The organism is Pseudomonas sp. ANT_J12 (assembly GCF_008370045.1).
Lineage (GTDB): Bacteria > Pseudomonadota > Gammaproteobacteria > Pseudomonadales > Pseudomonadaceae > Aquipseudomonas.
The window spans coordinates 45,254-66,880 of sequence record NZ_VOBN01000003.1 but is presented as its reverse complement, the minus strand read 5'-3'; the positions used below and the strand labels follow the sequence as shown (position 1 = coordinate 66,880).

Here is a 21,627-nt window from a genome sequence, read left to right as displayed (position 1 = left end):
GGAGCGAGGCTTGCCCGCGAAGGCGTCGTGTCAGCCAACATCAATGCTGACTGCGAAACCGTTATCGCGAGCAAGCTTTGCTCCTACAGGGGGATGAGGTGGTTGCCCGTCAAAACGCATACGGAATGCTGATCTTCGCCCACAGCATTTCGCCTTCCGGCCGGTTCTCCACGTCGAATTCCTTGGCCCAGCGAATCTCCGCGCTGGCGTATTTGAGGAAGGTCAGGTGCAGCGCCGGGCCGATGGCGAACACCTGGCCGCGCACGCCGTCGTTGACGTCTTCGCCGTTGAACTGCACGGTGCGGCCGAACTGTTTGTCGTCGGTGGTTTGCTTGAGGTAGTAGCCGTTCAAGCCAAGCATCAGGTTGTCGGTGATCTTGTAGCTGGCGGAATAATCGAAGTGGAAAATCTGCCCCGACTTGTAGTCGGTGTCCTTGTTCTTTTCGTTGAAGCTGTAAGTGGTCTTCATCGACAGCTCGGTGCGCTCCGTCGGCAGCCAGGTGAAGGAGAACAGCGGTTTGTAGGTGTAGAAGTTGTTGCTGGTGTTGGCCAGGCGATCGGCGCTGTATTCGCCGGTCGGCACGGTGATTTCCACGGCGGCGCCGAGGGTCAGGTTTTTGCCCATGTCCCACAGGATGATCGGTGCGACGGTGGTGTCGCCCATGCCTTCGCGGGTGTCCTGCAAGCCGAACACCGAGACTTCCTGCTTCAGCCAGGGCTGGGCGATGTAACCGGCCAACCGTCCGCCGAAAATGCGCACGGGGCTCAAATAATCCAGGCGCGGGATCACGGCGGTGGATTCGATATCGACCTTCGGCACTTTGCCGCCGAGGGAGCTGATGTTCAGCTTCGTGGATTTGTAATGGTTGTAGTAAACGTTGAAGGCCACCATGTTGTCCGGGAGGCTGTCCACCTCCAGCGGCAGCATGAAGAAGCCATCGGTGCCGGGGCCAATGTTGTCCACGCCCGCCTCGGTGGCGAGCGCCGGCAAGTGGATGGCAAACACACCGGCCAGGCTGACGGCCAGGCGCAAGCAGAATGTCGTGCGGGTCGGGTTCATGGGTGTACTCATTATTATTGTTAGGGACGCACCGCCGGCCGCGCGGGCCGTTGCATAGAAATAAGCGGTTCAGGCCTTGCCGGGCAGGGTATTGGCGGCCACGTAGGGGGACTTCTGCGGACAGCCGTAAAACCCTGTGCTAAGTTCTTTCGACATAACCGGTAACAAAAATAAGAATTCAGCCTGCTCCGGGATGTCTTGCGCCATGCAAATGAAAGTCGTCGACCCTACCTACGAACTGGCGCTGGTTTCGCCATTCCTGTTGCAAACCCTGGCCGAAGTGGCCGAGCTCAACCAGGTTAATCCCGAGAGTCTCTGCCGAGGTTTGGGCTTCACCCTGGAAGACCTCCAGGATCCGGCCCAACGCATTTCCTACCGACAAGCCGTGGCGATGATCCAGCGCGCGCTCAAAGTGCTGCCCAATCGCGGGCTCGGCTTGTGGGTTGGCGCGCAGAACGTGCTGGGCACCCTCGGTTTGCTGGGCCATGTGCTGTCGCTGTGCAAGACCTTGCGCGACGCCTTTGAACTGGGCATCCGCCACCAGCACACCTCTGGCGGCATCGTGGTGTCGAGCGTGGAGGAGTCGGGCGACCGGGTGTTTGTCGACATCGAATGCCGCCTGCCGTTTACCGATGTGCAGTTGTTTGCGGTGGAAGAGTTCTTCGCCAGCCTGTTGGTGTACGGGCGGGCCTTGGTCGGTGCCGATTTCAAACCGATGGCGGTGGAGTTTGTGCATGCCGCACCGGATTACCTCGCGGAATACCAGCGCTTGCTCGGGCCGGATGTGCGTTTCGGTTGCCTGCAAAACCGCATGGTGATTGCCGCGCATTGGCTGGATGTGCGCCTGCCCAATCACCATTCGTTGGCGCTGCGTCAGGCCGTCAAGTTGCTGGAACTGGAAGCGGCGCAGGTGCATCAGAAAATCGACCTGATCCAGGCGGTGGAACGGGCGATTGCCCGGGACCTGACGCGGGGCAGCCATATCGAAAAGATTGCCGGCGATTTGAACATGAGCAGCCGGACGTTGCGGCGGCGCCTGACTGAACATGCGTTGACGTTCGAGACATTGCTGGAGCAGGTGCGCCAGGCGAGGACCTTGAGTCTGCTGGCCAACCCGGAGATGTCGATCGAGCGAATTACCGAAGAAGTCGGGTATAGCGACGTGCGCAGCTTTCGCCGGGCGTTCAAGCGCTGGACGGGGATGAGTCCGACGGCGTTTCGGATCAGCTCATAAATCGGGCGCCGCCCAACCCTGTAGGAGCAAGGCTTGCCCGCGATGGCGATTTCAAGGGCGCCATCGCGAGCAAGCTTTGCTCCTACGGGTGAACTTTTGACCTGAAAGCACACAACAGCCTTTGCCCCGGTTAAACTCCGCGCTTCTTTCCCAAGGAGTTCATATGAGTTACTACCAGCCGGGCATTCTCGCCACCCCTGTTCCGCCTCAAGCCCGTCATATGTTCTTCGCCCTCGAATCCGCCGCCGCGCTGCCGGCCGCGCTCGAAAAGTTGATGCACCTGGTGGACGGCCAATCGGCGGTGGTCGGTTTCGGTGAATCCCTGGTCAAGGCCCTGCACGGCCAGATCGAAGGCCTGCGCGCGTTCCCGGCCATGACCGGCGTCGGCGTCGATAACCCATCGACCCAGCACGCGCTGTGGTGCTGGCTGCACGGCGTCGACCGCGGTGAATTGCTCAACCGCAGCACCGCCATCGAAGCCGCGCTGGCCCCGGCGTTTCGCCTGGTGCAGATGAACGAAACCTTCCGCCATCTCACCGGCCACGACCTGACCGGTTACGAAGACGGCACCGAAAACCCCCACGACGAAGCCGCCGTGGCCGCCGCGCTGGTCAGCAACGGCGCCGATGGCACGGTCGGTGGCAGCTTCGCCGCGATCCAACAGTGGCAGCACGACCTCAAGGGTTTCCGCGCGCTGCCGTCCCACGAGACGGACAACATCATGGGCCGTCGCCTGAGCGACAACGAAGAACTCGACGACGCGCCGATCTCCGCCCACGTCAAACGCACCGCCCAGGAAAGCTTCGCCCCCGAAGCCTTCGTGGTGCGCCGCTCGATGCCGTGGATCGAAGGCGACCGCGCCGGTCTGATGTTCCTCGCGTTCGGCTTTTCCCTCGATGCCTTCGAAGCGCAACTGCGGCGCATGAGCGGTCTGGAAGACGGCATTACCGACGGTTTGTATCGCATCAGCCGGCCGATCACGGGCGGCTATTATTGGTGTCCGCCGATCAAGGACGGCCATCTGGACCTGCGCGCATTGCGCATGGGCTAAACCATCAAGGAGTGACTATGAACGTGGTGCGCTGGGGCATGATTGGTTGTGGGAATGTCACCGAACGCAAGAGCGGGCCGGCCTTCTACAAGGCACCCGGTTCGGCGCTGGTGGCGGTGATGGGGCGACGGCAGGAGGCGGTGACCGACTACGCCGCGCGCCACGGCATCGCCCGGGTCTACACCGATGCTCAGTCGCTGATCAACGACCCCGAGGTGGACGCGGTGTACATCGCCACGCCACCGGACAGTCACCGCGCTTACGCACTGATGGTGGCGGCCGCCGGCAAACATTGCTGCGTCGAAAAGCCGATGTCGCTGAATGCCAGGCAAAGCCGTGAGATGCAAAAGGTCTTCGCCGATGCCGGGCTGCACCTGTTCGTCTCCTACTACCGTCGCTCGTTGCCGCGTTTCCAGCAGGTGCGGCAATGGCTGGCGGCGGGGCGGATCGGCGAGGTCCGGCACCTGAGTTGGACCCTGACCAAGGCCCCTTCTCCGGCGGATCTGGGCGGCACCAACAACTGGCGCACCGACCCGGTGATTGCCGGCGGCGGTTACTTTGCCGACCTGGCCAGCCATGGCTTTGATCTGTTCCAGTACCTGCTCGGCGACATCGTCGACGTCGCCGGGTTTACCGCACAACAGGCCGGGTTGTACGCGGCGGAAGATGCGGTCAGCGCCAGTTGGCGCTTTGCCAGCGGGGCACTGGGCATGGGCTGCTGGAATTTTGTCGCGGACCGGCGTGAGGATCGGGTCGAGGTGATTGGCAGTAAGGGGCGGATCAGTTTTGCGGTGTTCGATGAGCATCCGGTGGTGCTCGAAGCCGATGAAACCCTGAGCCTGGACATTGCCCATCACGAGCATATCCAGTGGCATCACGTGCTGGGCATGAACGCGCATATCCGGGGTGAGGCGCGGCACCCGGCGGTGGCTGAAGAGGCGCTGAAGACTGATTGGGTGATGGACCGGATTCTCAAGCGCGGCTGATCAAGATCAAAAGATCGCAGGCTTTTGTGGCAGTTGATTTCCTGTGGCGAGGGAGCTTGCTCCCGTTGGGCTGCGAAGCAGCCCCAAACCCAACAACCCCAATCCATCAGACATACCGCGTGCTCAGGTTTTACGACTGCTGCGCAGCCGAGCGGGAGCAAGCTCCCTCGCCACAAGGACAGATGGCACTCAGCTCTAACCTTATGCATAAACAATATTTCTCAACCCCCGCACGACCTCTCTAAGATCACGTCATGACTCGTTATAACAAGTGATCTCAGATGACCGATAACGTTCTATCCCTCAGCAGCGTGCCTTTGCACACCCAACTGCGCGACGTGCTGCGCAGCCGCATCCTCGACGGCGAATACCCGCAAGACAGCCAGATGCCATCCGAAAGCGAACTCGGCGCCCTGTTCAAAGTCAGCCGCATCACCGTGCGCCAGGCACTTGGTGATCTGCAGAAAGAAGGCCTGATCTTCAAGATCCACGGCAAAGGCACTTTCGTCGCCAAGCCCAAGACTTTCCAGAACGTCAGCACCCTGCAAGGTCTGGCCGAGTCCATGACCGGTCGCGGCTACGAGGTGATCAACCGCCTGCGCAGTTTCAAATTCATCGCCGCCGACAAACTGGTCGCCGAGCGTTTACAGGTCGCTGAAGGCGAAACCGTGGCGCAGATCAAACGGGTTCGCCTGATCAACCGCGAGCCGATCTCCCTGGAAATCACCTACCTGCCCAAAGCCATCGGCGAGCGGTTGGAGAAGGCTGACCTGGTCACCCGCGACATCTTCCTGATCCTGGAAAACGACTGCGGCCTCGCTCTCGGCCACGCCGACCTGGCCATCGACGCGGTGCTGGCCGACAGCGACCTGACCCAGGCCCTGAACGTCGAACCCGGCTCGCCGATCATGCGCATCGAGCGCCTGACCCACGATGCCGCTGGCGTTCCGGTGGACTTCGAACACCTTTACTACCGTGGCGATGCCTTCCAGTACCGCTTGCGGATCGACCGGCAAAAAGGGGATCAGGCATGACCCGAACGACTCTGGAACAGGAATACGACATCGTCGTGATCGGCGGTGGCACCGCCGGCCCGATGGCGGCGATCAAGGCCAAGGAGCGCAACCGCGACTTGCGCGTGTTGCTGATCGACAAGGCGAACGTCAAGCGCAGCGGCGCGATCAGCATGGGCATGGACGGCCTGAACAACGCGATCATCCCCGGCCACTCGACGCCGGAGCAGTACACCAAGGAAATCACCATCGCCAACGACGGCATCGTCAATCAGGCGGCGGTGTACGCCTACGCGACCCACAGCTTCGAAACCATCGAGCAACTGGACCGCTGGGGCGTGAAGTTCGAGAAGGACGAAACCGGCGACTACGCGGTGAAAAAGGTCCACCACATGGGCGCCTACGTGCTGCCGATGCCGGAAGGCCACGACATCAAGAAAGTCCTCTATCGCCAGTTGAAACGCGCGCGGGTCAGCATCACCAATCGCGTGGTCTGCACCCGTTTGCTCACGGACGAAGAGGGCACGGTCAACGGCCTGATGGGCTTCGATTGCCGCACCGCCGACTTCCATGTGATCAAGGCCAAGGCTGTGATTCTCGCCTGCGGTGCCGCCGGGCGTTTGGGCCTGCCGTCCTCGGGCTACCTGATGGGCACCTACGAAAACCCGACCAACGCCGGCGACGGTTACGCCATGGCCTATCACGCCGGGGCCGAACTGGCGAACCTCGAATGCTTCCAGATCAACCCGCTGATCAAGGATTACAACGGCCCGGCCTGCGCCTACGTCACCGGTCCGTTGGGTGGCTACACCGCGAATAACAAGGGCGAGCGTTTTATCGAGTGCGACTACTGGAGCGGCCAAATGATGTGGGAGTTCCACCAGGAACTCGAAAGCGGCAACGGCCCGGTGTTCCTCAAACTCGATCACCTGGCCGAGGAAACCATCCAGAACATCGAGGAGATCCTGCACAGCAACGAACGCCCGAGTCGCGGCCAGTTCCACGCCAATCGCGGCACGGACTACCGCACGCAGATGGTTGAAATGCACATCTCCGAGATCGGTTTTTGCAGTGGGCATTCGGCGTCCGGGGTGTGGGTCAACGAGAGGGCTGAAACCTCGGTCAAGGGTTTGTACTCGGCCGGCGACATGGCGGCAGTGCCGCATAACTACATGCTCGGCGCGTTCACCTATGGCTGGTTTGCTGGCACCAACGCCGCAGATTTTGTCGCCGGACGGGAGTTTTCAGCGGTCGATGCCCAGCAGATCGAGACGGAAAAGCAGAGGGTCTACGCACCGCTGGACCGCGAACACGGCCTGCCGCCCGCGCAAGTCGAATACAAGCTGCGCCGTTTCGTGAACGACTACCTGCAACCGCCGAAAGTGACCAAGAAGATGCAAATCGGCCTGCAACGCTTCAGCGATATCCAGCGCGACCTCGATCAGATCAAGGCCCACAACCCCCACGAACTGATGCGTGCCATGGAAGTCAGCATGATCCGCGACTGCGCCGAAATGGCCGCCCGCGCCTCGTTGTTCCGCGCCGAAAGTCGCTGGGGGCTTTACCACTATCGGGTTGACCACCCGCAACGCAACGACAGCGACTGGTTCTGCCATTGCCACCTGAAGAAGGGCGACGACGGCCGGATGACCAGTTTCAAGAAAGCCGTCGAGCCTTACATCATCCCGCTTGATGCCGAAGAAATGCAGGCCTACGACCGGCTGCGGGTCGGCGCGTTTGCGGCCTGAGCCTGACTATAAGAGAGACCGAGAAATGGCCTATCAACCCCAGGAAATCTTCTTCCGCTCCAACGCGCCGGTCACGGTCGACGAGGACCTTTGCATCGCCCACAAAGGCTGCACCGTGTGCGTCGATGTCTGCCCGATGGACCTGCTGGCGATCAACCCGGCCACGCAAAAGGCCTACATGGCGTTCGACGAATGCTGGTACTGCATGCCCTGTGAAAAGGATTGCCCGACCGGGGCGGTGAAGGTCGAGATTCCATATCTGTTGCGTTGAACCCCGCTTGCGTCAAAGCCATCCGGCAACACCGGACGCCTGATCCGAACACCCCTCGTTTCCCACCGCGCCCTGATCGTGGCGGAGACGAACACCCAATTAATGATTCGAGGGGAAATACGTATGTTATTGCGTGCAGCATTAGCCGGTCTGGTACTGGCCTCATTTACCTTGTCCGCGTCGGCTGAAACCATCCGCATCGCCATCGGCACCCAGGACACCACCATCAACTGCGCCGCTGGCGGCCTGCTGATCCGTGAACTCGGTTTGCTCGACAAATACCTGCCCCACGACGGCCAATACAAAGACGCCAAATACGAGGTGGAGTGGAAGAACTTCACCAGCGGCGCGCCCCTGACCAATGAGATGGTTGCCGGCAAACTCGACTTCGGTGCCATGGCCGATTTCCCCGGCGCGTTCAACGGTGTGGCGTTCGAAACGGCCGGCAAGCACAGCCTGTTTATCAGCGTGCTGTCGGGCAGCATCAAGGGCAGCGGCAACGGCATCGTGGTGCCGAGCGCGTCCGGTGTGCAGTCCCTGGCCGAACTCAAGGGCAAGACCATTTCCGTGCCGTTCGCCTCCACTGCCCACGGCATGTTGCTGCGCGCCGTGGCCGCCCAGGGCTGGGACCCGCTCAGAGACGTGAACATCATCGCCCAGCCACCGGAAGTCGCTGGCTCGGCGTTGCAGGCCGGGAAGATCGACGCCCACGCTGATTTCGTGCCGTTTGCCGAACTGTTCCCGAGCCGTGGTTTCGCGCGCAAGATTTATGACGGCGCCCAGGCCAACGCGCCGACCTTCCATGGCGCGTTGGTGGATCAGGCCTACGCGAAGAAGTACCCGGAAATTGTCGTCGCCTACCTGCGGGCGAGCATCGAAGCCAATCAACGGCTGGCGGCGGAACCCGAGAAGTACAGCGAGCTGATCGCCAAGGTCACGGGCGTGGACGCTGAGGTCAACTACCTGTTCCACGGCCCGCTGGGCGTGCAGACCCGCGACCTGAGCTGGAAACCGGAATATCGCCAGGCGGTCGGCACCGCCATCGATACCCTCAAGTTGTTGAAGAAGGCTGATCGGGGCCTCGACCTGAATACCTTCATCGATGACCAATACATCCGCGCCGCGTTCAAGGCATCGAACCTGGACTACACCGCGCAACTGGCCAACTACGCGCAAACGCCGCTCAACGCGGTGGATGCGCTCAGCGGCAAAGCCATCACCGATGTCAGCCACGTGGCGGAAATCTGGGTGCGCGGCGAGCCGAAAGTCCGGCAGTACGCCTCGGCGGAAGCAGCGTTCAGCGCGTTGGCCGGATTGAAGGCAGAAGGCAAGAACATCCGCGCGGTGTATGCCCAGGCAAGTGACAGCGGGATCAAGTTACTGGCGGATCAGGCGTGGTTTGCCAGCGATGCCAAGGGCCGGCTCAGTGCGTTCCTGCTCAAGGGCCAGGCCCAGCAATTCGCCACGGCTCAGGGCGGCAAGGTGTTCGATTTTGCCGACGCCACCACCCAGGCCGTGGCCAGCCGCTGAGTCAGATCGTTCCCACGCTCTGCGTGGGAATGCCGCCAGGGACGCTCCGCGTTCCACTCTTGTATGTGACGCAGAGCGTCACGGGATGCATTCCCACGCAGAGCGTGGGAACGATCAGAGGTGACATATGAATTCACGCTGGCTCCCCCGAGCCGCCTCACTGCTGCTGTGCCTGCTGTTCTGGCAACTCGCTGCGAGCGGTCACTGGAACCTCGGCCTGGTGACCTTCGCCAATGTGCCGACGCCCCTGTCGGTGATCCACGCCGCGTTGGGCCTGGGCGACTCCGGCAAACTCGGCCAACACCTGAGCGCCAGCCTCAGCCGGGTCTTCGCCGGTTACCTCGCGGCGCTGGTCATCGGCATCGCCCTGGGCCTGGCTATCGGCCGCTCGAAATGGGCCGAAGACTTGCTGCTGCCGCCTCTTGAAGTCTTAAGACCAATCCCCGCCGTCGCGTGGATCCCGTTGGCCATCCTGATGTTCCCGTCCTCGGAACTGTCGATGGTCTTCATCACCTTCACCGGCGCACTGTTTCCGATCCTGCTCAACACCATCCACGGCGTCGAAGGCGTCGACCCACGCCTGATCGCCTCGGCCCGCAGCCTCGGGGCAGGGCGCCGCGCGATTTTGCTGGAGGTGATCCTGCCCGGCGCCGCGCCGAGCATCATCACCGGCCTGGCCATCGGCATGGGCACGTCGTGGTTCTGTCTGGTGACCGCCGAGATGATCTCCGGTCAGTTCGGCATCGGCTATTACACCTGGGAGTCCTACACCATCCAGAACTACGCCGACATCGTCGTCGGCATGTTGCTGATCGGCGTGCTCGGGATGGGCAGCAGCCTGCTGATCAAACGCCTGGGCGGGCTGTTCACGCCTTGGCATCGACCACGAGGAAAAGCCTGATGAGCGTTTTTCAACACCCCGAAGGGCGCATCGATATTCGTGATTTGTCGATCAGCCTGGGCGAGGGCAGTACGGCGTTCGAAGCGGTCCAGGGCCTGGATTGCCAGATCGAACCGGGCCAGTTTGTGTGCATTCTCGGGCCGTCCGGTTGCGGCAAATCCACCTTGCTCGGCGCATTGGCCGGGCATCTGCAACCGCGCATCGGCACCTTGAATGTCGATGGCGCGCCGATCTGTGGCCCGTCGCCGCAGCGCGGCATGGTGTTCCAGCATCACACGCTGTTCCCTTGGCGCACTGTGCGCGACAACGTCGCCTTCGGCCTGAAAATGCGCGGCATCGGCAAGACCGAACGCCACAAAGCCGCCGATGAAATCCTCGCTTTGGTGGGGTTGGAAGGCTTTGCCGAACGCTGGCCGGACCAGCTCTCCGGCGGCATGCAGCAGCGGGTCGAAATCGCCCGGGTGCTGATCAATCGCCCACGGCTGTTGCTGATGGATGAACCGTTCGGCGCCCTCGATGCGCTGACCCGACTGAACATGCAGGAACTGCTGCTGGACATCTGGACACGGATTCGCACCACCGTGGTGTTCGTCACCCATGACATCGACGAGGCGCTGTTCCTCGCCGATCGCTTGCTGGTGATGAGTTCGCGCCCCGGTCGCATCATCGAAGACCTGCGCCTCGATTTCCCCCGGCCACGCACCACCGAATTGGTGACCAGCCACGACTTTTCCCGCTTGAAGCGTCACTGCCTTGAGCTCCTGCGTTACGAGGACGGTCGGCAGCTGCCACGCCTGAACCCCCTCGGACTTCCCCCAGAAAACAAACTGCCGCGATTTGCCCTATGACCTCATTATTTGATGCAACCGAAAACGACGACATCCTCGCCCTGCAACCGCGCCTGACTGATGCCGATCCCGGCGTGCGCCGCATTGCGCTGATTGAACTGGCTGATCTGGAAGAGCCGGAGGGCTTGCTGTGGTTGGTCGATCGCCTGGCCGAAGACCCGACTGAAGAGGTTCGCGCGGAAGCCGCGCGATTGCTGGAAGCCTGGGAGGACGAACCGGTCGTTGAGGCGCTGTGCCAGGCGCTGACCGATCCGTCATCGGCCGTACAAGCCGCCGCCGCGCAGAGTTTAAGCCTGCTTAAGAGCGAAGCGGCGGGCCGGGTGATTTTGCCGTGGACCGGGCATGCCGATATCAGCGTGCGGGTGGCGGCGTTCAGGGCTTTGCGCGAATTACGATTCCCCGAGGCTGCCGGCGCTGCTTTAAACGCGTTGAACGATCAAGACGCCAGCGTGCGCCGCGAGGCCGTTGGCGTACTCGGCTGGCTCAAGCAGCTGGACGCCTTGCCAGCCCTGGCCCGACTGGCCAGTGACGACCCGGACACCGAAGTCCGCCGCGCCGCCACCGGTGCCCTCGGATTGGCCTCCGACATTCAAGTCCTGCCGGCCCTGCGCCAGGCCTTGCAGGACCACGCCTGGCAAGTGCGCGAAGAAGCTGCCACCACCCTGGGCAAGGTCGGCCACGTGGATGCAGGCCCGGCATTGGTCGAAGCCTTGAGTGACGATTACTGGCAAGTACGCCTGCGCGCCACCCGCAGCCTCGGCCGCTTGCGTTACGCCCCGGCCCTCGACGCGCTGATCGAAACGTTAGGCCATCGCATCAGTAATTTGCGCAAGGAAGCAGCGCTGGCCCTCGGTGAATTGAACGATCGAGGCGCGGTTTCCGCCCTGCAAGCCGCGCAAGATGACGGCGACCCGGAAGTGCGCAAAGCCGTGCGCATCGCCTTGAGTCAACTGCAATGAACCCGCTGGCGGTGGGTAATTCCCAGAGCAGACAGCAATTGCGGCTGAACTGGCCGGATGGGCGCGAGCAATTGCTCGATCACGCCGACCTGCGCCGCCAGTGCCCGTGCTCGCAATGCCGGGCGTTTCGGCTGCAAGGGCTGACCGTGAAGGTCGATTCGCGGATTCGCGTGGTCGAGTTGAATAGCCAGGGCTACGGCCTGCAACTGGTGTTCAGCGACGGCCACGAACGCGGCATCTATCCGTGGCCCTATCTCGCAGAATTGACCTGATCCCTGCCCGAAACGCGGCTGTCTGACCGGAACCCTGTAGGAGCGAGGCTTGCCCGCGAAGGCGATGCCCCTGACACACCGCCTTCGCGGGCAAGCCTCGCTCCTACGGTTCACCGGATCAGTTCCGCAGGTGTCGGCGGTTCAGAACGATTTACTGACGCTCGCCACCACCGTCGCCGTGCACACATCACCAAACCCCCAATTGCTGGCGCATTGGCTTTGCGACAGGTCGGTGTCGATGTAGCTGACCCCCAGCAACACCCCGGCCAGTTCATGGGTCAGCTTCACTTCCCATTCGTGGTACGCGTCTTCGGCGTGGCCGTTCGAGGCGTACAGGTGCGGGTCCTTGAAGTCCATTTCGCCGTAGCGCAGTTTCAAACCCAAGTCGTAGGGCAATTCGGTTTCGTAGCCGATGTAGCTGTAGAGCGAACTCTGCTGGCTGTCGATGCCCGGCGCATCCGCCGAATAATAGGCGGCGAGCTTCACCCCATACACGCTGAGAATGCCGTAGGTTTCGCTCTGATTGAACTGGCCTTCCTTGGGGTAGGCGTACTTCAAATAGCCGAGGTCCAGGCTCACGGCATCGGTCGCCTGCCACAGCCAACCGGCGTAGTAATCGATTTCCTGGCGGGTTTTCAGGCCGCCGCCGAAATCGACATTCGAACTCCATACACCCGCATACAAACCACTGCTGTGAGCCAGAGTGACTCCGGCCTGCATGGCGGGATCGTTCTGGGTTTGCGAGATGCCGCGGGTGCGGTAATCGCTGGCCAGGGTCAGGTCCACCAGCAGGTTGAAATCGTCATTCAAGGGGATGGCCTGGCTGCTCAAGGGCAGCAGGCTTAACGGCAACAAAGTTAAAGAGCGGAGGGCGAACAGGGTGAAAGCTTTCATGGGACGGTGCCTTTGTTGTGATTGTTCTGGGCAGTTTTCGGGCAAGGCTGCGCCACACCCCGGCGACGGTCGCAGGGGCAGGGCAGCAAGAGGGTTTCTTATAGGGTCGGTGCGTAGACTTCGCGTCCGGCAAACCAGGTTTGCAAGACTTTGGTGTCGTTCAGAGCTTTGTTATCGACCGTGAACACATCGCGATCCAGCACGATGAAATCGGCCTGTTTGCCGGCGGTCAGCGAACCGATCTGCTTCTCCAGCCCGATGGTCCGCGCCGCGTTGAGGGTGTAGGCGTAGAACAGGGTTTCGCGGTCCAGGCGTTCATCGGCATTCAGCACACCCAGCGGACCTTTGCGGGTGATCGCCTGGGCCATGGCATTAAACGGATTGGGCGTGGACACCGGCCAGTCGCTGGCCCCGGCAATGGTCGCGCCCTGTTTGAGCAGCGAGTGCGCCGGGTATTGATAACGGAAGGCCAGGGCGCTGACGTAGGGTTTGATCATGTCCAGGGTGTAATCGTCGGCCGTGGCCCACAGCAGTTGCATCGAGGCGATCACGTTCAGCGGCTTGAACCGCGCAAACTCCTTCGGGTTGACCATTTGCAGGTGGGTGATCGAGTGGGTCACGCCGCTCTGGCGATCCTTGCGCGCCTGGGCGATGCCGTTCAGGGATTCACGCACCGCGCGGTCGCCGATGGCGTGGATGTGCACCAGCCAGCCACGCTGGTCGATGGCGCTGACCAGTTCGCCGAAATGCTTGGGATCGATCAGCAACTCGCCCTGTTTGTGCGAGTTGCTGTACGGATCGATCATCGCCGCGCTCTGCGCCGGGTATTCGATCACGCCGTCGGCGAAGATCTTGATCCCCGGCAGCGTCAGGTTGGGAATGCCCTGGAACTGCTGGCGGACCTTGTCCAGCACGTCGAGATCGGCCGGCACGCTTTTCGGATTGGCCACCAGCAGCGCGGCGACGTGGACGCTCATGTCGCCGGTTTCCGACAGCGCTTTATAGGCCGGCAGCACACCGACGGTCTTCTCCGTGGGCTTGAGCGCGAACACCGGCTCGCCCGGCGCGGCGTTGGCGGCGGGGTCCATCCACGCCGTGATGCCGAGGCTGTTGTTGTAGCGCATCGCCGATTGCGCGGCCTTGAGCATGTCGGCGGCGCTCGGCACCGGCATTTTCGAGGCGACCCGGTCCCAACCGGCGTCTACCAGGAACCCGTTGGGGCTGCCATCGGCGCGTTTGCCGATCGTGTCTTTCTCGGCGTCCGGCAGGGTTTTCAGCAGCGCGGCATCGATGCCGGCGCGTTCGAGCATTACGTTATTGGCCCACGCGGTGTGGTGGTCGCTGCCGGTGAAGACCACGGGCACGTTGGCCCATTCGCCGCTGTTGAATTTTTTGCCGAAGGGTTCGGCCTGCGCCCAATACGCCGAACTCATGCCGGCCACGCTCAACACATCGCCGTGTTTGGCCTTGCCATCGTCACGCCAGCCGCGCAGGCGTTTTTCCAGTTCGTCGAGGCTGACCACCTCGTCTTGCATATTCGCCGAGACCATTTCCAGGCCGCCGAACACCGCGTGGGAATGGCTGTCGATCAGCCCGGGCATCAGGGTCTTGCCACCGAGGTCGATGACTTGGGTATTGGCGTCGATCAGGGCTTTGATCTGTGCGTCAGTGCCGACTTTCAGCACCTTGCCGTTCTCTACCGCCAGGGCCTGCACCTTCGGTTGGGTGCGGTCGGCGGTGAAAATCTTGCCATTGAGCAGCACCAGATCGGTGGCGGCCATGGCTTCCATCGAGGCAAAACTAACAGCGGCCATCAACAGATTCGGGATGAATCTTTTCATTGAATGTTTCCTTGTTATTGCGTCTGATGGCCAGATTAGTGGCTGCCCGCGCTCAGCAGAACGCCTGCCTCACGAAAAACGTTTTTGCCTGAATGGAAAAAGCATGGACAAGTTGGGCGCATTGAAAATGTTCGTGGTCACCGCGCAGCTCGGCAGTTTCAGCCGCGCCGCCGAGCAACTGGGCAAGACCCCGTCGGCCCTGACCAAAGCGGTCAATCACCTCGAAGCCGAGCTGGGTGCGCGATTGTTCGAGCGCAGCACCCGGCGGATTCTGCTGACGGAAGTGGGGCGGCTGTATCTGGAAACCGCGCGCCAGGTGTTGCAGCGGCTGGAGGAGGTCGGCGAGGAAGTCGAGCAAATGCAGCATGGCCTGCGCGGCAGCCTGAAAATCACCGCGCCGCTGGCGTATGGGCAGGCGTTTCTGGATCAGGTGTGTGGCGGTTTTCTGGAGCAATACCCGCAGATCAACCTGCAAGTGGATTTGTGCGACGAGTTCGTCAATCTGCTGGAAAGCGGCTACGACCTGGCCCTGCGTGAGGGCCATGACGACTTGCCGGGGCTGATCGCCCGGGTCGTCGGCAGCAATCGCCTGGCGTTGTGCGCCAGCCCGGCCTATCTGGCGCGCAAGGGCGTGCCGGTGACGCCGCAAACCCTCGATCAGCACGAATGGCTGCTGTATCGCCATCCGTTGCTCAGCCGCGAATTCTGGTGGGCAGAACGCGACGGCCAGCGTTTGAGCCTGCCGCAGCCCCAGTCGCCCCGGCTGCGCAGCGACAATTACGACTTGCTGCTGGCCAATGCCCTGGCCGGGCGCGGCTTGCTGCACACACCGTTGTGGAGCGCCGCGCCGTACATCGCTGATGGGCGGCTGGTGCGGCTGATGGCGGATTACGCCATCGACCCGGACAGCTTCGGCGCGCACATTCTGGCGGTGTACCCGAGCCATCGGCGGGCGACGGCGAAGGTGGTGGCGTTTATCGATTACATCGCCGATTTCCTGGATGGCCTCGCGCCCTGTACACACCGACTGTAGGAGCCAGGCTTGCCCGCGATAGCGATCTCATGCACGCCATCGCAGACAAGCCTGGCTCCTACAGTCAGCGTCTACCGATTAGTGGTCGTTGCCAGAAAAACGCCAAAAGAGTACAAATGTACTCCATGACGACTCTCACTCCCCGCCGTACCGCCATCCTGACCTTTATCCGTGATCGAATCGCGGAGCACGGCCAGTCCCCGAGCCTCGCTGAAATCAGCGAGGCCTTTGGTTTCGCCTCCCGCAGCGTGGCGCGCAAGCATGTGCTGGCGCTGACCGAAGCCGGGTTTATCGAGGTCAACCCCAATCAGGCCCGGGGCATTCGTCTGCTCGGGCAACCGGCGCGCCCGGAGTGGCTGGACATCCCGGTGCTCGGCCGGGTGGCGGCGGGTGCGCCGATTGGCGCCGATGCCGAAGTGCACAGCCGCTTGCTGTTCGATCCGTCGATGTTTTCCCGGGTGCCGGACTACTTGCTGCGGGTCCAGGGCGATTCGATGATCGAGGACGGCATTCTCGACGGCGACCTGGTGGGCGTGCACCGCAACCCCGAGGCGCTCAATGGCCAGATCGTGGTGGCGCGGCTCGACGGCGAAGTCACCATCAAGCGTTTCGAACGGGTTGGCGATACGGTGCGACTGCTGCCGCGCAACCCGGCCTATCAACCGATCATCGTCGAAGCCGATCAGGACCTGGCCATCGAAGGGGTGTTCTGCGGTCTGGTGAGGCAAGGGTGATGGGCGCCGTCGTTGCGTTGGATACGCTGTTCAATGGCGGCCAGGTCTGGAAGGGCCGGCCTGCGCCCCCGGCCGTCAGCCCGCAACCCACCGGGCATGCCGCGCTGGATGCGGCATTGCCTACCGGCGGCTGGCCGGAAGCGGCGCTGACCGAAATCCTCTTGGCCGGGCAGGGCGTGGGCGAGTTGCAACTGGTGTGGCCGGCGCTGGCACGGCTGTCGGCGGCGGGCGAGCGCATCGTGCTGATCGCGCCGCCGTACGTGCCGTATCCCCAGGCCTGGCAGAACGCCGGGGTCGATCTGCGTCAGTTGTCGATCATCCAGGCCAGCGAACGGGATGCCTTGTGGGCGGCGGAACAATGCCTGCGCTCGGGCAGTTGCGGCGCAGTGCTGTGTTGGCCGCACAAGGCCGATGACCGCGCCTTGCGACGCTTGCAGGTGGCGGCGGAAACCGGCTCGACCCTGGCATTTGCCTATCGCTCGCTGGCCGAAGCGGTCAACCCTTCGCCGGCAGCCCTGCGCATAGCCATCGACGCGAAACCTGCGCAGTTGCGGGTCTTGAAGTGCCGGGGTGGATTGGCCCGTACGGCGCCGATTGCCTTTGCCATGGGACATTGAGGTTGCCATGCGCTGGGTGTGCATTCTGTTCCCACAATTGGCGCTGGACGCGGTACTGCGCCAGCGCCCTGATCCCGATGAGCCGTTGGCGCTGCTGACCGGCCCGGCCCAGCGCCGGGTGCTGCAAGCGGTCAACGGCGCGGCGCGGGCGCTGGGCTTGCGCCCGGGCCAGTCGATGACCGCGGCCCAGGCCCTGAGCAAAGGCTTTGTCACTGCCGAGTACGACGCCGCCGAGATCGAACACTGGCAGCAGTTCCTCGCGGCCTGGGCTTATCGCTTCAGTTCCCAGGTCAGCGTGCATTACCCGCGCGCGGTGGTGTTTGAAATCGAGTCGAGCCTGGGCCTGTTCGGGCCCTGGACTACGTTTGAGGCACGGCTGCGCAGCGAACTCAGCGAACTGGGTTTTCGTCACCGCATCGTCGCCGCGCCCAACCCGGTGGCGGCGCGGGTGCTGGCCAACGTGTATGACGGGCTGGTGGTGCCGGACGATCAAGCCTTGCGTTATCACCTGGGACAACTGCCGGTCGACCGCATCGCCCTGGAACCCACGGTGGCCACGGCGTTGTCGCGCATGGGCCTGCGCACCCTGAGCCAGGTGCAAGCGCTGCCGCGACATACCCTGGCCCGGCGTTTCGAGGCCCCGGTGCTCAAGCATCTGGACGCCTTGCTCGGTCTGCGGCACCTGGCCCTGGCGTTCTACCTGCCGCCAGATCGCTTCGATGTGCGCATCGAGCTCAACTTCGACGTGCAATCCCATCAGGCGCTGCTGTTTCCATTGCGCCGGTTGACCGGGGATCTGTCGGCATTCCTTTGCGGCCGGGACAGCGGTGTGCAGCGTTTCGACCTGCACCTGGAACACGCCGGGTTGCCGGACAGCGTGATCAAGGTCGGGCTGCTCAGCGCCGAGCGTGATCCGGCGATGCTCTTCGAACTGGCCCGGGGCCGCTTGGAGCAAGTACAGGTCGAGGCCCCGGTGCGCGGTTTTCGCCTGCGCGCCGAAGACTTGCCGAGCTTCGTGCCCCAGCGCCAGGAACTGTTCGACGACCGCCCGCAGCAGTCCTTGCCCTGGGAGCAGTTGCGCGAACGCCTGCGGGCACGGCTGGGGGATGAGGCGGTGCAGGGTTTGCGTTTTCAGGCCGATCACCGCCCCGAGTGTGCGTGGCAGACCCGCGTCGATAACCAGTTCTGCGGCGGATTGCCGGGAGTCCATCGGCCGGGATGGCTGCTGACCGAACCGCTGGCGGTGCACGAAGGTTCGGCGCGGATTCTCATGGGGCCGGAACGCATCGAGTCCGGTTGGTGGGATGGCGCCGATGTGCGCCGGGATTATTACCTGATCCAGACCCGCGCCGGCCAGCAAGGCTGGGCCTATCGTGTGGTGGGTGAGGGCGGCCCGTTGTGGCTGCAAGGCTGGTTTGCATGAGCGTCGAATATGCCGAACTGCATTGCCTGTCGAATTTCAGTTTCCAGCGCGGGGCCTCCAGCGCGCTGGAGTTGTTTCAACGGGCCAGACAGCAGGGTTACCGGGCCCTGGCGATCACCGATGAATGCACCCTGGCCGGCATTGTCCGGGCGTGGCAAGCGGCGAAGTCGGTTGAGTTACCGCTGATCATCGGCAGCGAAATCCGTATCGAGGACGGGCCGAAACTGGTGTTGCTGGTGGAAAATCTTGAGGGCTATCAGGCGCTGTGTCGGCTGATCACCCGCGCCCGACGCCGCACACAGAAAGGTCAGTATCAAGTCCTAAGGGAGGACTTCAGCGAACCGTTGCCGGGATTGTTGGCGTTGTGGGTGCCGGACGCGGTGGATGATTTTGCCCAAGGTCACTGGCTCAAACAGGCCTTTGCCGAACGCCTGTGGCTGGCGGTCCAGTTGCATCGCGGGCAGGACGATAGCCGACGGCTGAACGACCTGTTGATGCTGGCCAGGGAACTGCGCATTCCGGCGGTGGCCAGTGGTGACGTGCACATGCACGCCCGTGGCCGGCGTGCCTTGCAGGACACCATGACCGCGATCCGCCATCACCTGCCGGTGGCGGCGGCCGGGTTGCGCCTGCATCCCAATGGCGAGCGGCATTTGCGCGGCCTCGACGTCGTGGGTGAACTCTATCCACGAGCCTTGCTCGATGAAACCCTGGTCATCGCCCGGCGTTGCACCTTCGACCTTGGCCAGTTGCGCTATCAATATCCCCGGGAACTGGTGCCGGAAGGTCATACGGCCACGTCCTGGTTGCGGCATTTGACCGAAGAGGGCGTCCAGTGGCGCTGGCCGGTGCCGCCGCAGGCCAAGGTGTTGAAGCAGATCGACAAAGAACTGGAGCTGATCGCCGAGCTGGGCTACGAAAGCTATTTCCTCACGGTTCACGACATCGTGCGCTTCGCCCGCGAGCAAAAAATCCTCTGCCAGGGCCGGGGCTCGGCGGCCAACTCGGCGGTGTGTTTTGCCTTGGGCATCACCGAAATCGACCCGGATCGCACCACGCTGCTGTTCGAACGGTTTCTGTCGAAGGAGCGCAACGAGCCACCGGACATCGACGTGGATTTCGAGCATGAACGCCGTGAAGAAGTCTTGCAGTACGTGTTCCAGCGTTATGGCCGCAGCCGCGCCGCGCTGACGGCGGTGGTCAGCACCTATCACGCGGCCGGCGCGGTGCGTGATGTGGCCAAGGCCTTGGGCCTGCCGCCGGATCAGGTCAACGCCCTGGCTGATTGTTGTGGTCACTGGAGCGACAAGACCCCGCCCGTCGAACGCCTGCTGGAAGGTGGCTTCGACCCCGAGAGCCCGGTGCTGCACCGGGTCTTGAGCCTGACCGGGCAACTGATCGGCTTTCCCCGGCACCTGTCCCAGCACCCCGGCGGTTTCGTGATTTCCGAGCAGCCGCTGGACAGCCTGGTGCCGGTGGAAAACGCGGCCATGGCCGAGCGCACCATCATCCAGTGGGACAAGGACGACCTCGACGCGGTCGGGTTGCTCAAGGTCGATATTCTGGCCTTGGGCATGCTCAGCGCGATTCGCCGCTGTTTCGATCTGCTGCGCCGTCACCGAAATCTGGACCTGAGTCTGGCGACCATTCCGTCCGAAGACAAACCCACCTACGAAATGATCGGTCGTGCCGACACCATCGGCGTGTTCCAGATCGAGTCCCGGGCACAGATGTCGATGCTGCCCCGGCTCAAACCGGTGAATTTCTACGACTTGGTCATCGAGGTGGCCATCGTCCGACCGGGGCCGATCCAGGGCGGCATGGTGCATCCGTACCTGCGCCGGCGAAACAAGCAAGAGCCTGAGGTTTATCCGTCCCCGGCACTGGAAACCGTGCTCAAGCGCACCCTGGGCGTGCCGCTGTTCCAGGAACAGGTGATGCAGATCGCGATTGTCGCTGCGGATTACAGCCCCGGCGAGGCCGATCAACTGCGCCGTTCCATGGCCGCCTGGAAACGCCACGGCGGGCTGGAGCCGCACAAGGATCGCCTCGCCGCCGGAATGAAGAAAAACGGCTACACGGCAGAGTTCGCCGCGCAGATCTTCGAGCAGATCAAGGGCTTCGGCAGCTACGGTTTCCCCGAGTCCCACGCCGCCAGTTTCGCCCTACTGACCTACGCCAGTTGCTGGCTCAAATGCCACGAACCGGCAGCGTTCGCCTGTGCGCTGATCAACAGCTGGCCCATGGGTTTCTACAGCCCGGACCAGATTCTGCAGGACGCCCGCCGGCATCATTTACAGATTCGCCCGGTGGACGTGCGCGCCAGCGACTGGGATTGCAGCCTGGAACCGATCAGCGGCGCGCAACCGGCGATCCGCATGGGGTTGCGCATGATCAAGGGCTTTCGCGAGGACGATGCCCGGCGCATCGAAGCCGCCCGGTCCCGGGGCGCGTTTGCCGACATCGCCGACCTCGGCGAACGGGCGCAACTCGATGCCCGCGCCCAGGAGCAACTGGCCGATGCCGGGGCCTTGCGCGGACTGGCCGGCGACCGCCATCGGGCGCGCTGGGAAGTGGCGGGGGTGCAGAAGCAGCTCGGGTTGTTCGCCGGGTTGCCGCGTCAGGAAGAACCTGAGGTGTGTTTGCCAAAACCCACGGTGGGCGAAGACTTGCAGGCCGATTACGCCTCAGTTGGCACCACCCTTGGCCCGCACCCATTGGCATTGTTACGCCCGGAATTGAAGGCCCGACGCTGTCGCAGTTCGAAGGAATTGCTCGACGTCGAACATGGCCGCCCCGTTAGCGTGGCGGGGCTAGTCACCGGCCGCCAACGACCGGGCACCGCCAGCGGCGTGACCTTCGTCACCCTTGAAGATGAGTTCGGCAACGTCAACGTGGTGGTCTGGCGTGATTTGGCCGAACGCCAGCGCCAGGTGTTGGTCGGCTCGCAGTTGCTCAAGGTTGATGGGCGCTGGGAAAAGGAAGGCGAAGTGCGGCACCTGATTGCCGGGCGGTTGAGCGACCTGAGCCCCTTGCTCGACGGCATCAACGTGCGCAGCCGGGATTTCCGCTGATCCGGGACGCCGATCGTTCCCAGGCTCTGCGTGGGAATGCAGCCCGGGACGCTCCACGTCCCAATGGAACGCGGAGCGTCCCTTGAGGCATTCCCACGCGGAGCGTAAGAACGATCATCGCGGGCCGTGTGGGGACGA

At 62.9% G+C, this 21,627-nt stretch carries 19 protein-coding genes; 16 read left to right on the top strand and 3 right to left on the bottom strand.

Annotated features, from left to right (window positions below):
- Positions 1 to 109: 109 nt before the first annotated feature.
- A complete protein-coding gene (locus FQ192_RS08605) occupies positions 110 to 1,060 on the bottom strand; it encodes a transporter (protein WP_149658216.1) in 951 nt (316 codons plus the stop codon).
- A 205-nt stretch (positions 1,061 to 1,265) separates the two neighbouring features.
- Between FQ192_RS08605 and FQ192_RS08600 the strand changes: the two genes are divergently transcribed.
- From FQ192_RS08600 to FQ192_RS08545, 11 genes are all read left to right on the top strand, one after another.
- Positions 1,266 to 2,294: an AraC family transcriptional regulator gene (locus tag FQ192_RS08600; RefSeq protein ID WP_149658215.1), complete on the top strand. Its 1,029-nt coding sequence runs from the start codon at positions 1,266 to 1,268 to the stop codon at positions 2,292 to 2,294.
- 163 nt (positions 2,295 to 2,457) lie between these two features.
- Positions 2,458 to 3,345: a Dyp-type peroxidase gene (locus tag FQ192_RS08595; RefSeq protein WP_149658214.1), complete on the top strand. Its 888-nt coding sequence runs from the start codon at positions 2,458 to 2,460 to the stop codon at positions 3,343 to 3,345.
- A 17-nt stretch (positions 3,346 to 3,362) separates the two neighbouring features.
- Positions 3,363 to 4,331, top strand: coding sequence for a Gfo/Idh/MocA family protein (locus FQ192_RS08590; RefSeq protein ID WP_149658213.1), 969 nt, complete (start codon positions 3,363 to 3,365; stop codon positions 4,329 to 4,331).
- A 281-nt stretch (positions 4,332 to 4,612) separates the two neighbouring features.
- Positions 4,613 to 5,365 carry a GntR family transcriptional regulator gene (locus FQ192_RS08580; RefSeq protein WP_149658212.1) on the top strand — a complete coding sequence of 251 codons (753 nt, stop codon included), beginning with the start codon at positions 4,613 to 4,615 and terminating at the stop codon, positions 5,363 to 5,365.
- The gene (locus FQ192_RS08575) at positions 5,362 to 7,092 is read left to right on the top strand and encodes a fumarate reductase/succinate dehydrogenase flavoprotein subunit (protein WP_149658211.1); all 1,731 of its coding nucleotides are present in this window, start codon (positions 5,362 to 5,364) and stop codon (positions 7,090 to 7,092) included. Before FQ192_RS08580 ends, FQ192_RS08575 begins: the two co-directional genes overlap by 4 nt.
- A 25-nt stretch (positions 7,093 to 7,117) precedes the next feature.
- Complete coding sequence (locus FQ192_RS08570) at positions 7,118 to 7,363, top strand: ferredoxin family protein (RefSeq protein WP_007946457.1); 246 nt, start codon at positions 7,118 to 7,120, stop codon at positions 7,361 to 7,363.
- A gap of 123 nt (positions 7,364 to 7,486) precedes the next feature.
- Positions 7,487 to 8,893: an ABC transporter substrate-binding protein gene (locus FQ192_RS08565; protein ID WP_149658210.1), complete on the top strand. Its 1,407-nt coding sequence runs from the start codon at positions 7,487 to 7,489 to the stop codon at positions 8,891 to 8,893.
- Positions 8,894 to 9,020: 127 nt separating this feature from the next.
- Positions 9,021 to 9,794, top strand: coding sequence for an ABC transporter permease (locus FQ192_RS08560; protein WP_149658209.1), 774 nt, complete (start codon positions 9,021 to 9,023; stop codon positions 9,792 to 9,794).
- Positions 9,794 to 10,642, top strand: coding sequence for an ABC transporter ATP-binding protein (locus tag FQ192_RS08555; RefSeq protein WP_149658208.1), 849 nt, complete (start codon positions 9,794 to 9,796; stop codon positions 10,640 to 10,642). The genes FQ192_RS08560 and FQ192_RS08555 overlap by 1 nt, the downstream gene beginning before the upstream one ends.
- The gene (locus tag FQ192_RS08550) at positions 10,639 to 11,601 is read left to right on the top strand and encodes a HEAT repeat domain-containing protein (protein WP_149658207.1); all 963 of its coding nucleotides are present in this window, start codon (positions 10,639 to 10,641) and stop codon (positions 11,599 to 11,601) included. Before FQ192_RS08555 ends, FQ192_RS08550 begins: the two co-directional genes overlap by 4 nt.
- Positions 11,598 to 11,873, top strand: coding sequence for a DUF971 domain-containing protein (locus FQ192_RS08545; protein ID WP_149658206.1), 276 nt, complete (start codon positions 11,598 to 11,600; stop codon positions 11,871 to 11,873). The genes FQ192_RS08550 and FQ192_RS08545 overlap by 4 nt, the downstream gene beginning before the upstream one ends.
- Positions 11,874 to 12,014: 141 nt before the next feature.
- Here FQ192_RS08545 and FQ192_RS08540 read toward each other — a convergent pair whose 3' ends face one another.
- Positions 12,015 to 12,767 (bottom strand): TorF family putative porin, encoded by a 753-nt coding sequence (locus tag FQ192_RS08540; RefSeq protein WP_149658205.1) that lies wholly within the window; start codon positions 12,765 to 12,767, stop codon positions 12,015 to 12,017.
- A 98-nt stretch (positions 12,768 to 12,865) separates the two neighbouring features.
- A complete protein-coding gene (locus tag FQ192_RS08535; protein WP_149658204.1) occupies positions 12,866 to 14,608 on the bottom strand; it encodes an amidohydrolase in 1,743 nt (580 codons plus the stop codon).
- A 103-nt stretch (positions 14,609 to 14,711) separates the two neighbouring features.
- On the opposite strand from FQ192_RS08535, the gene FQ192_RS08530 reads away from it, so the two are divergent.
- The 5 genes from FQ192_RS08530 to FQ192_RS08510 all read left to right on the top strand — a co-directional run bounded on the left by FQ192_RS08530 (position 14,712) and on the right by FQ192_RS08510 (position 21,489).
- The gene (locus FQ192_RS08530; RefSeq protein WP_149658203.1) at positions 14,712 to 15,641 is read left to right on the top strand and encodes a LysR family transcriptional regulator; all 930 of its coding nucleotides are present in this window, start codon (positions 14,712 to 14,714) and stop codon (positions 15,639 to 15,641) included.
- A gap of 116 nt (positions 15,642 to 15,757) precedes the next feature.
- Complete coding sequence (gene lexA, locus FQ192_RS08525; RefSeq protein WP_149658202.1) at positions 15,758 to 16,375, top strand: transcriptional repressor LexA; 618 nt, start codon at positions 15,758 to 15,760, stop codon at positions 16,373 to 16,375.
- A complete protein-coding gene (imuA, locus tag FQ192_RS08520) occupies positions 16,375 to 16,992 on the top strand; it encodes a translesion DNA synthesis-associated protein ImuA (protein WP_149658201.1) in 618 nt (205 codons plus the stop codon). The genes lexA and imuA overlap by 1 nt, the downstream gene beginning before the upstream one ends.
- Before the next feature lie 7 nt (positions 16,993 to 16,999).
- A complete protein-coding gene (locus FQ192_RS08515; protein ID WP_149658200.1) occupies positions 17,000 to 18,415 on the top strand; it encodes a DNA polymerase Y family protein in 1,416 nt (471 codons plus the stop codon).
- Positions 18,412 to 21,489, top strand: a complete 3,078-nt coding sequence (locus tag FQ192_RS08510) for an error-prone DNA polymerase (RefSeq protein ID WP_149658199.1) — start codon at positions 18,412 to 18,414, stop codon at positions 21,487 to 21,489. Before FQ192_RS08515 ends, FQ192_RS08510 begins: the two co-directional genes overlap by 4 nt.
- Positions 21,490 to 21,627: the final 138 nt, after the last annotated feature.

What these genes read in the sequence shown, in the direction of transcription:
- FQ192_RS08545 (WP_149658206.1), top strand. Translation starts at nt 11,598, where the DNA reads ATGAACCCGCTGGCGGTGGGTAATTCCCAGAGCAGACAGCAATTGCGG.
- FQ192_RS08540 (WP_149658205.1), bottom strand. Translation starts at nt 12,767, where the DNA reads ATGAAAGCTTTCACCCTGTTCGCCCTCCGCTCTTTAACTTTGTTGCCG.
- FQ192_RS08570 (WP_007946457.1), top strand. Translation starts at nt 7,118, where the DNA reads ATGGCCTATCAACCCCAGGAAATCTTCTTCCGCTCCAACGCGCCGGTC.
- lexA (WP_149658202.1), top strand. Translation starts at nt 15,758, where the DNA reads ATGTACTCCATGACGACTCTCACTCCCCGCCGTACCGCCATCCTGACC.
- FQ192_RS08580 (WP_149658212.1), top strand. Translation starts at nt 4,613, where the DNA reads ATGACCGATAACGTTCTATCCCTCAGCAGCGTGCCTTTGCACACCCAA.
- FQ192_RS08515 (WP_149658200.1), top strand. Translation starts at nt 17,000, where the DNA reads ATGCGCTGGGTGTGCATTCTGTTCCCACAATTGGCGCTGGACGCGGTA.
- FQ192_RS08575 (WP_149658211.1), top strand. Translation starts at nt 5,362, where the DNA reads ATGACCCGAACGACTCTGGAACAGGAATACGACATCGTCGTGATCGGC.
- FQ192_RS08605 (WP_149658216.1), bottom strand. Translation starts at nt 1,060, where the DNA reads ATGAACCCGACCCGCACGACATTCTGCTTGCGCCTGGCCGTCAGCCTG.
- FQ192_RS08560 (WP_149658209.1), top strand. Translation starts at nt 9,021, where the DNA reads ATGAATTCACGCTGGCTCCCCCGAGCCGCCTCACTGCTGCTGTGCCTG.
- FQ192_RS08530 (WP_149658203.1), top strand. Translation starts at nt 14,712, where the DNA reads ATGGACAAGTTGGGCGCATTGAAAATGTTCGTGGTCACCGCGCAGCTC.
- FQ192_RS08550 (WP_149658207.1), top strand. Translation starts at nt 10,639, where the DNA reads ATGACCTCATTATTTGATGCAACCGAAAACGACGACATCCTCGCCCTG.
- FQ192_RS08510 (WP_149658199.1), top strand. Translation starts at nt 18,412, where the DNA reads ATGAGCGTCGAATATGCCGAACTGCATTGCCTGTCGAATTTCAGTTTC.
- imuA (WP_149658201.1), top strand. Translation starts at nt 16,375, where the DNA reads ATGGGCGCCGTCGTTGCGTTGGATACGCTGTTCAATGGCGGCCAGGTC.
- FQ192_RS08565 (WP_149658210.1), top strand. Translation starts at nt 7,487, where the DNA reads ATGTTATTGCGTGCAGCATTAGCCGGTCTGGTACTGGCCTCATTTACC.
- FQ192_RS08590 (WP_149658213.1), top strand. Translation starts at nt 3,363, where the DNA reads ATGAACGTGGTGCGCTGGGGCATGATTGGTTGTGGGAATGTCACCGAA.
- FQ192_RS08555 (WP_149658208.1), top strand. Translation starts at nt 9,794, where the DNA reads ATGAGCGTTTTTCAACACCCCGAAGGGCGCATCGATATTCGTGATTTG.
- FQ192_RS08535 (WP_149658204.1), bottom strand. Translation starts at nt 14,608, where the DNA reads ATGAAAAGATTCATCCCGAATCTGTTGATGGCCGCTGTTAGTTTTGCC.
- FQ192_RS08600 (WP_149658215.1), top strand. Translation starts at nt 1,266, where the DNA reads ATGCAAATGAAAGTCGTCGACCCTACCTACGAACTGGCGCTGGTTTCG.
- FQ192_RS08595 (WP_149658214.1), top strand. Translation starts at nt 2,458, where the DNA reads ATGAGTTACTACCAGCCGGGCATTCTCGCCACCCCTGTTCCGCCTCAA.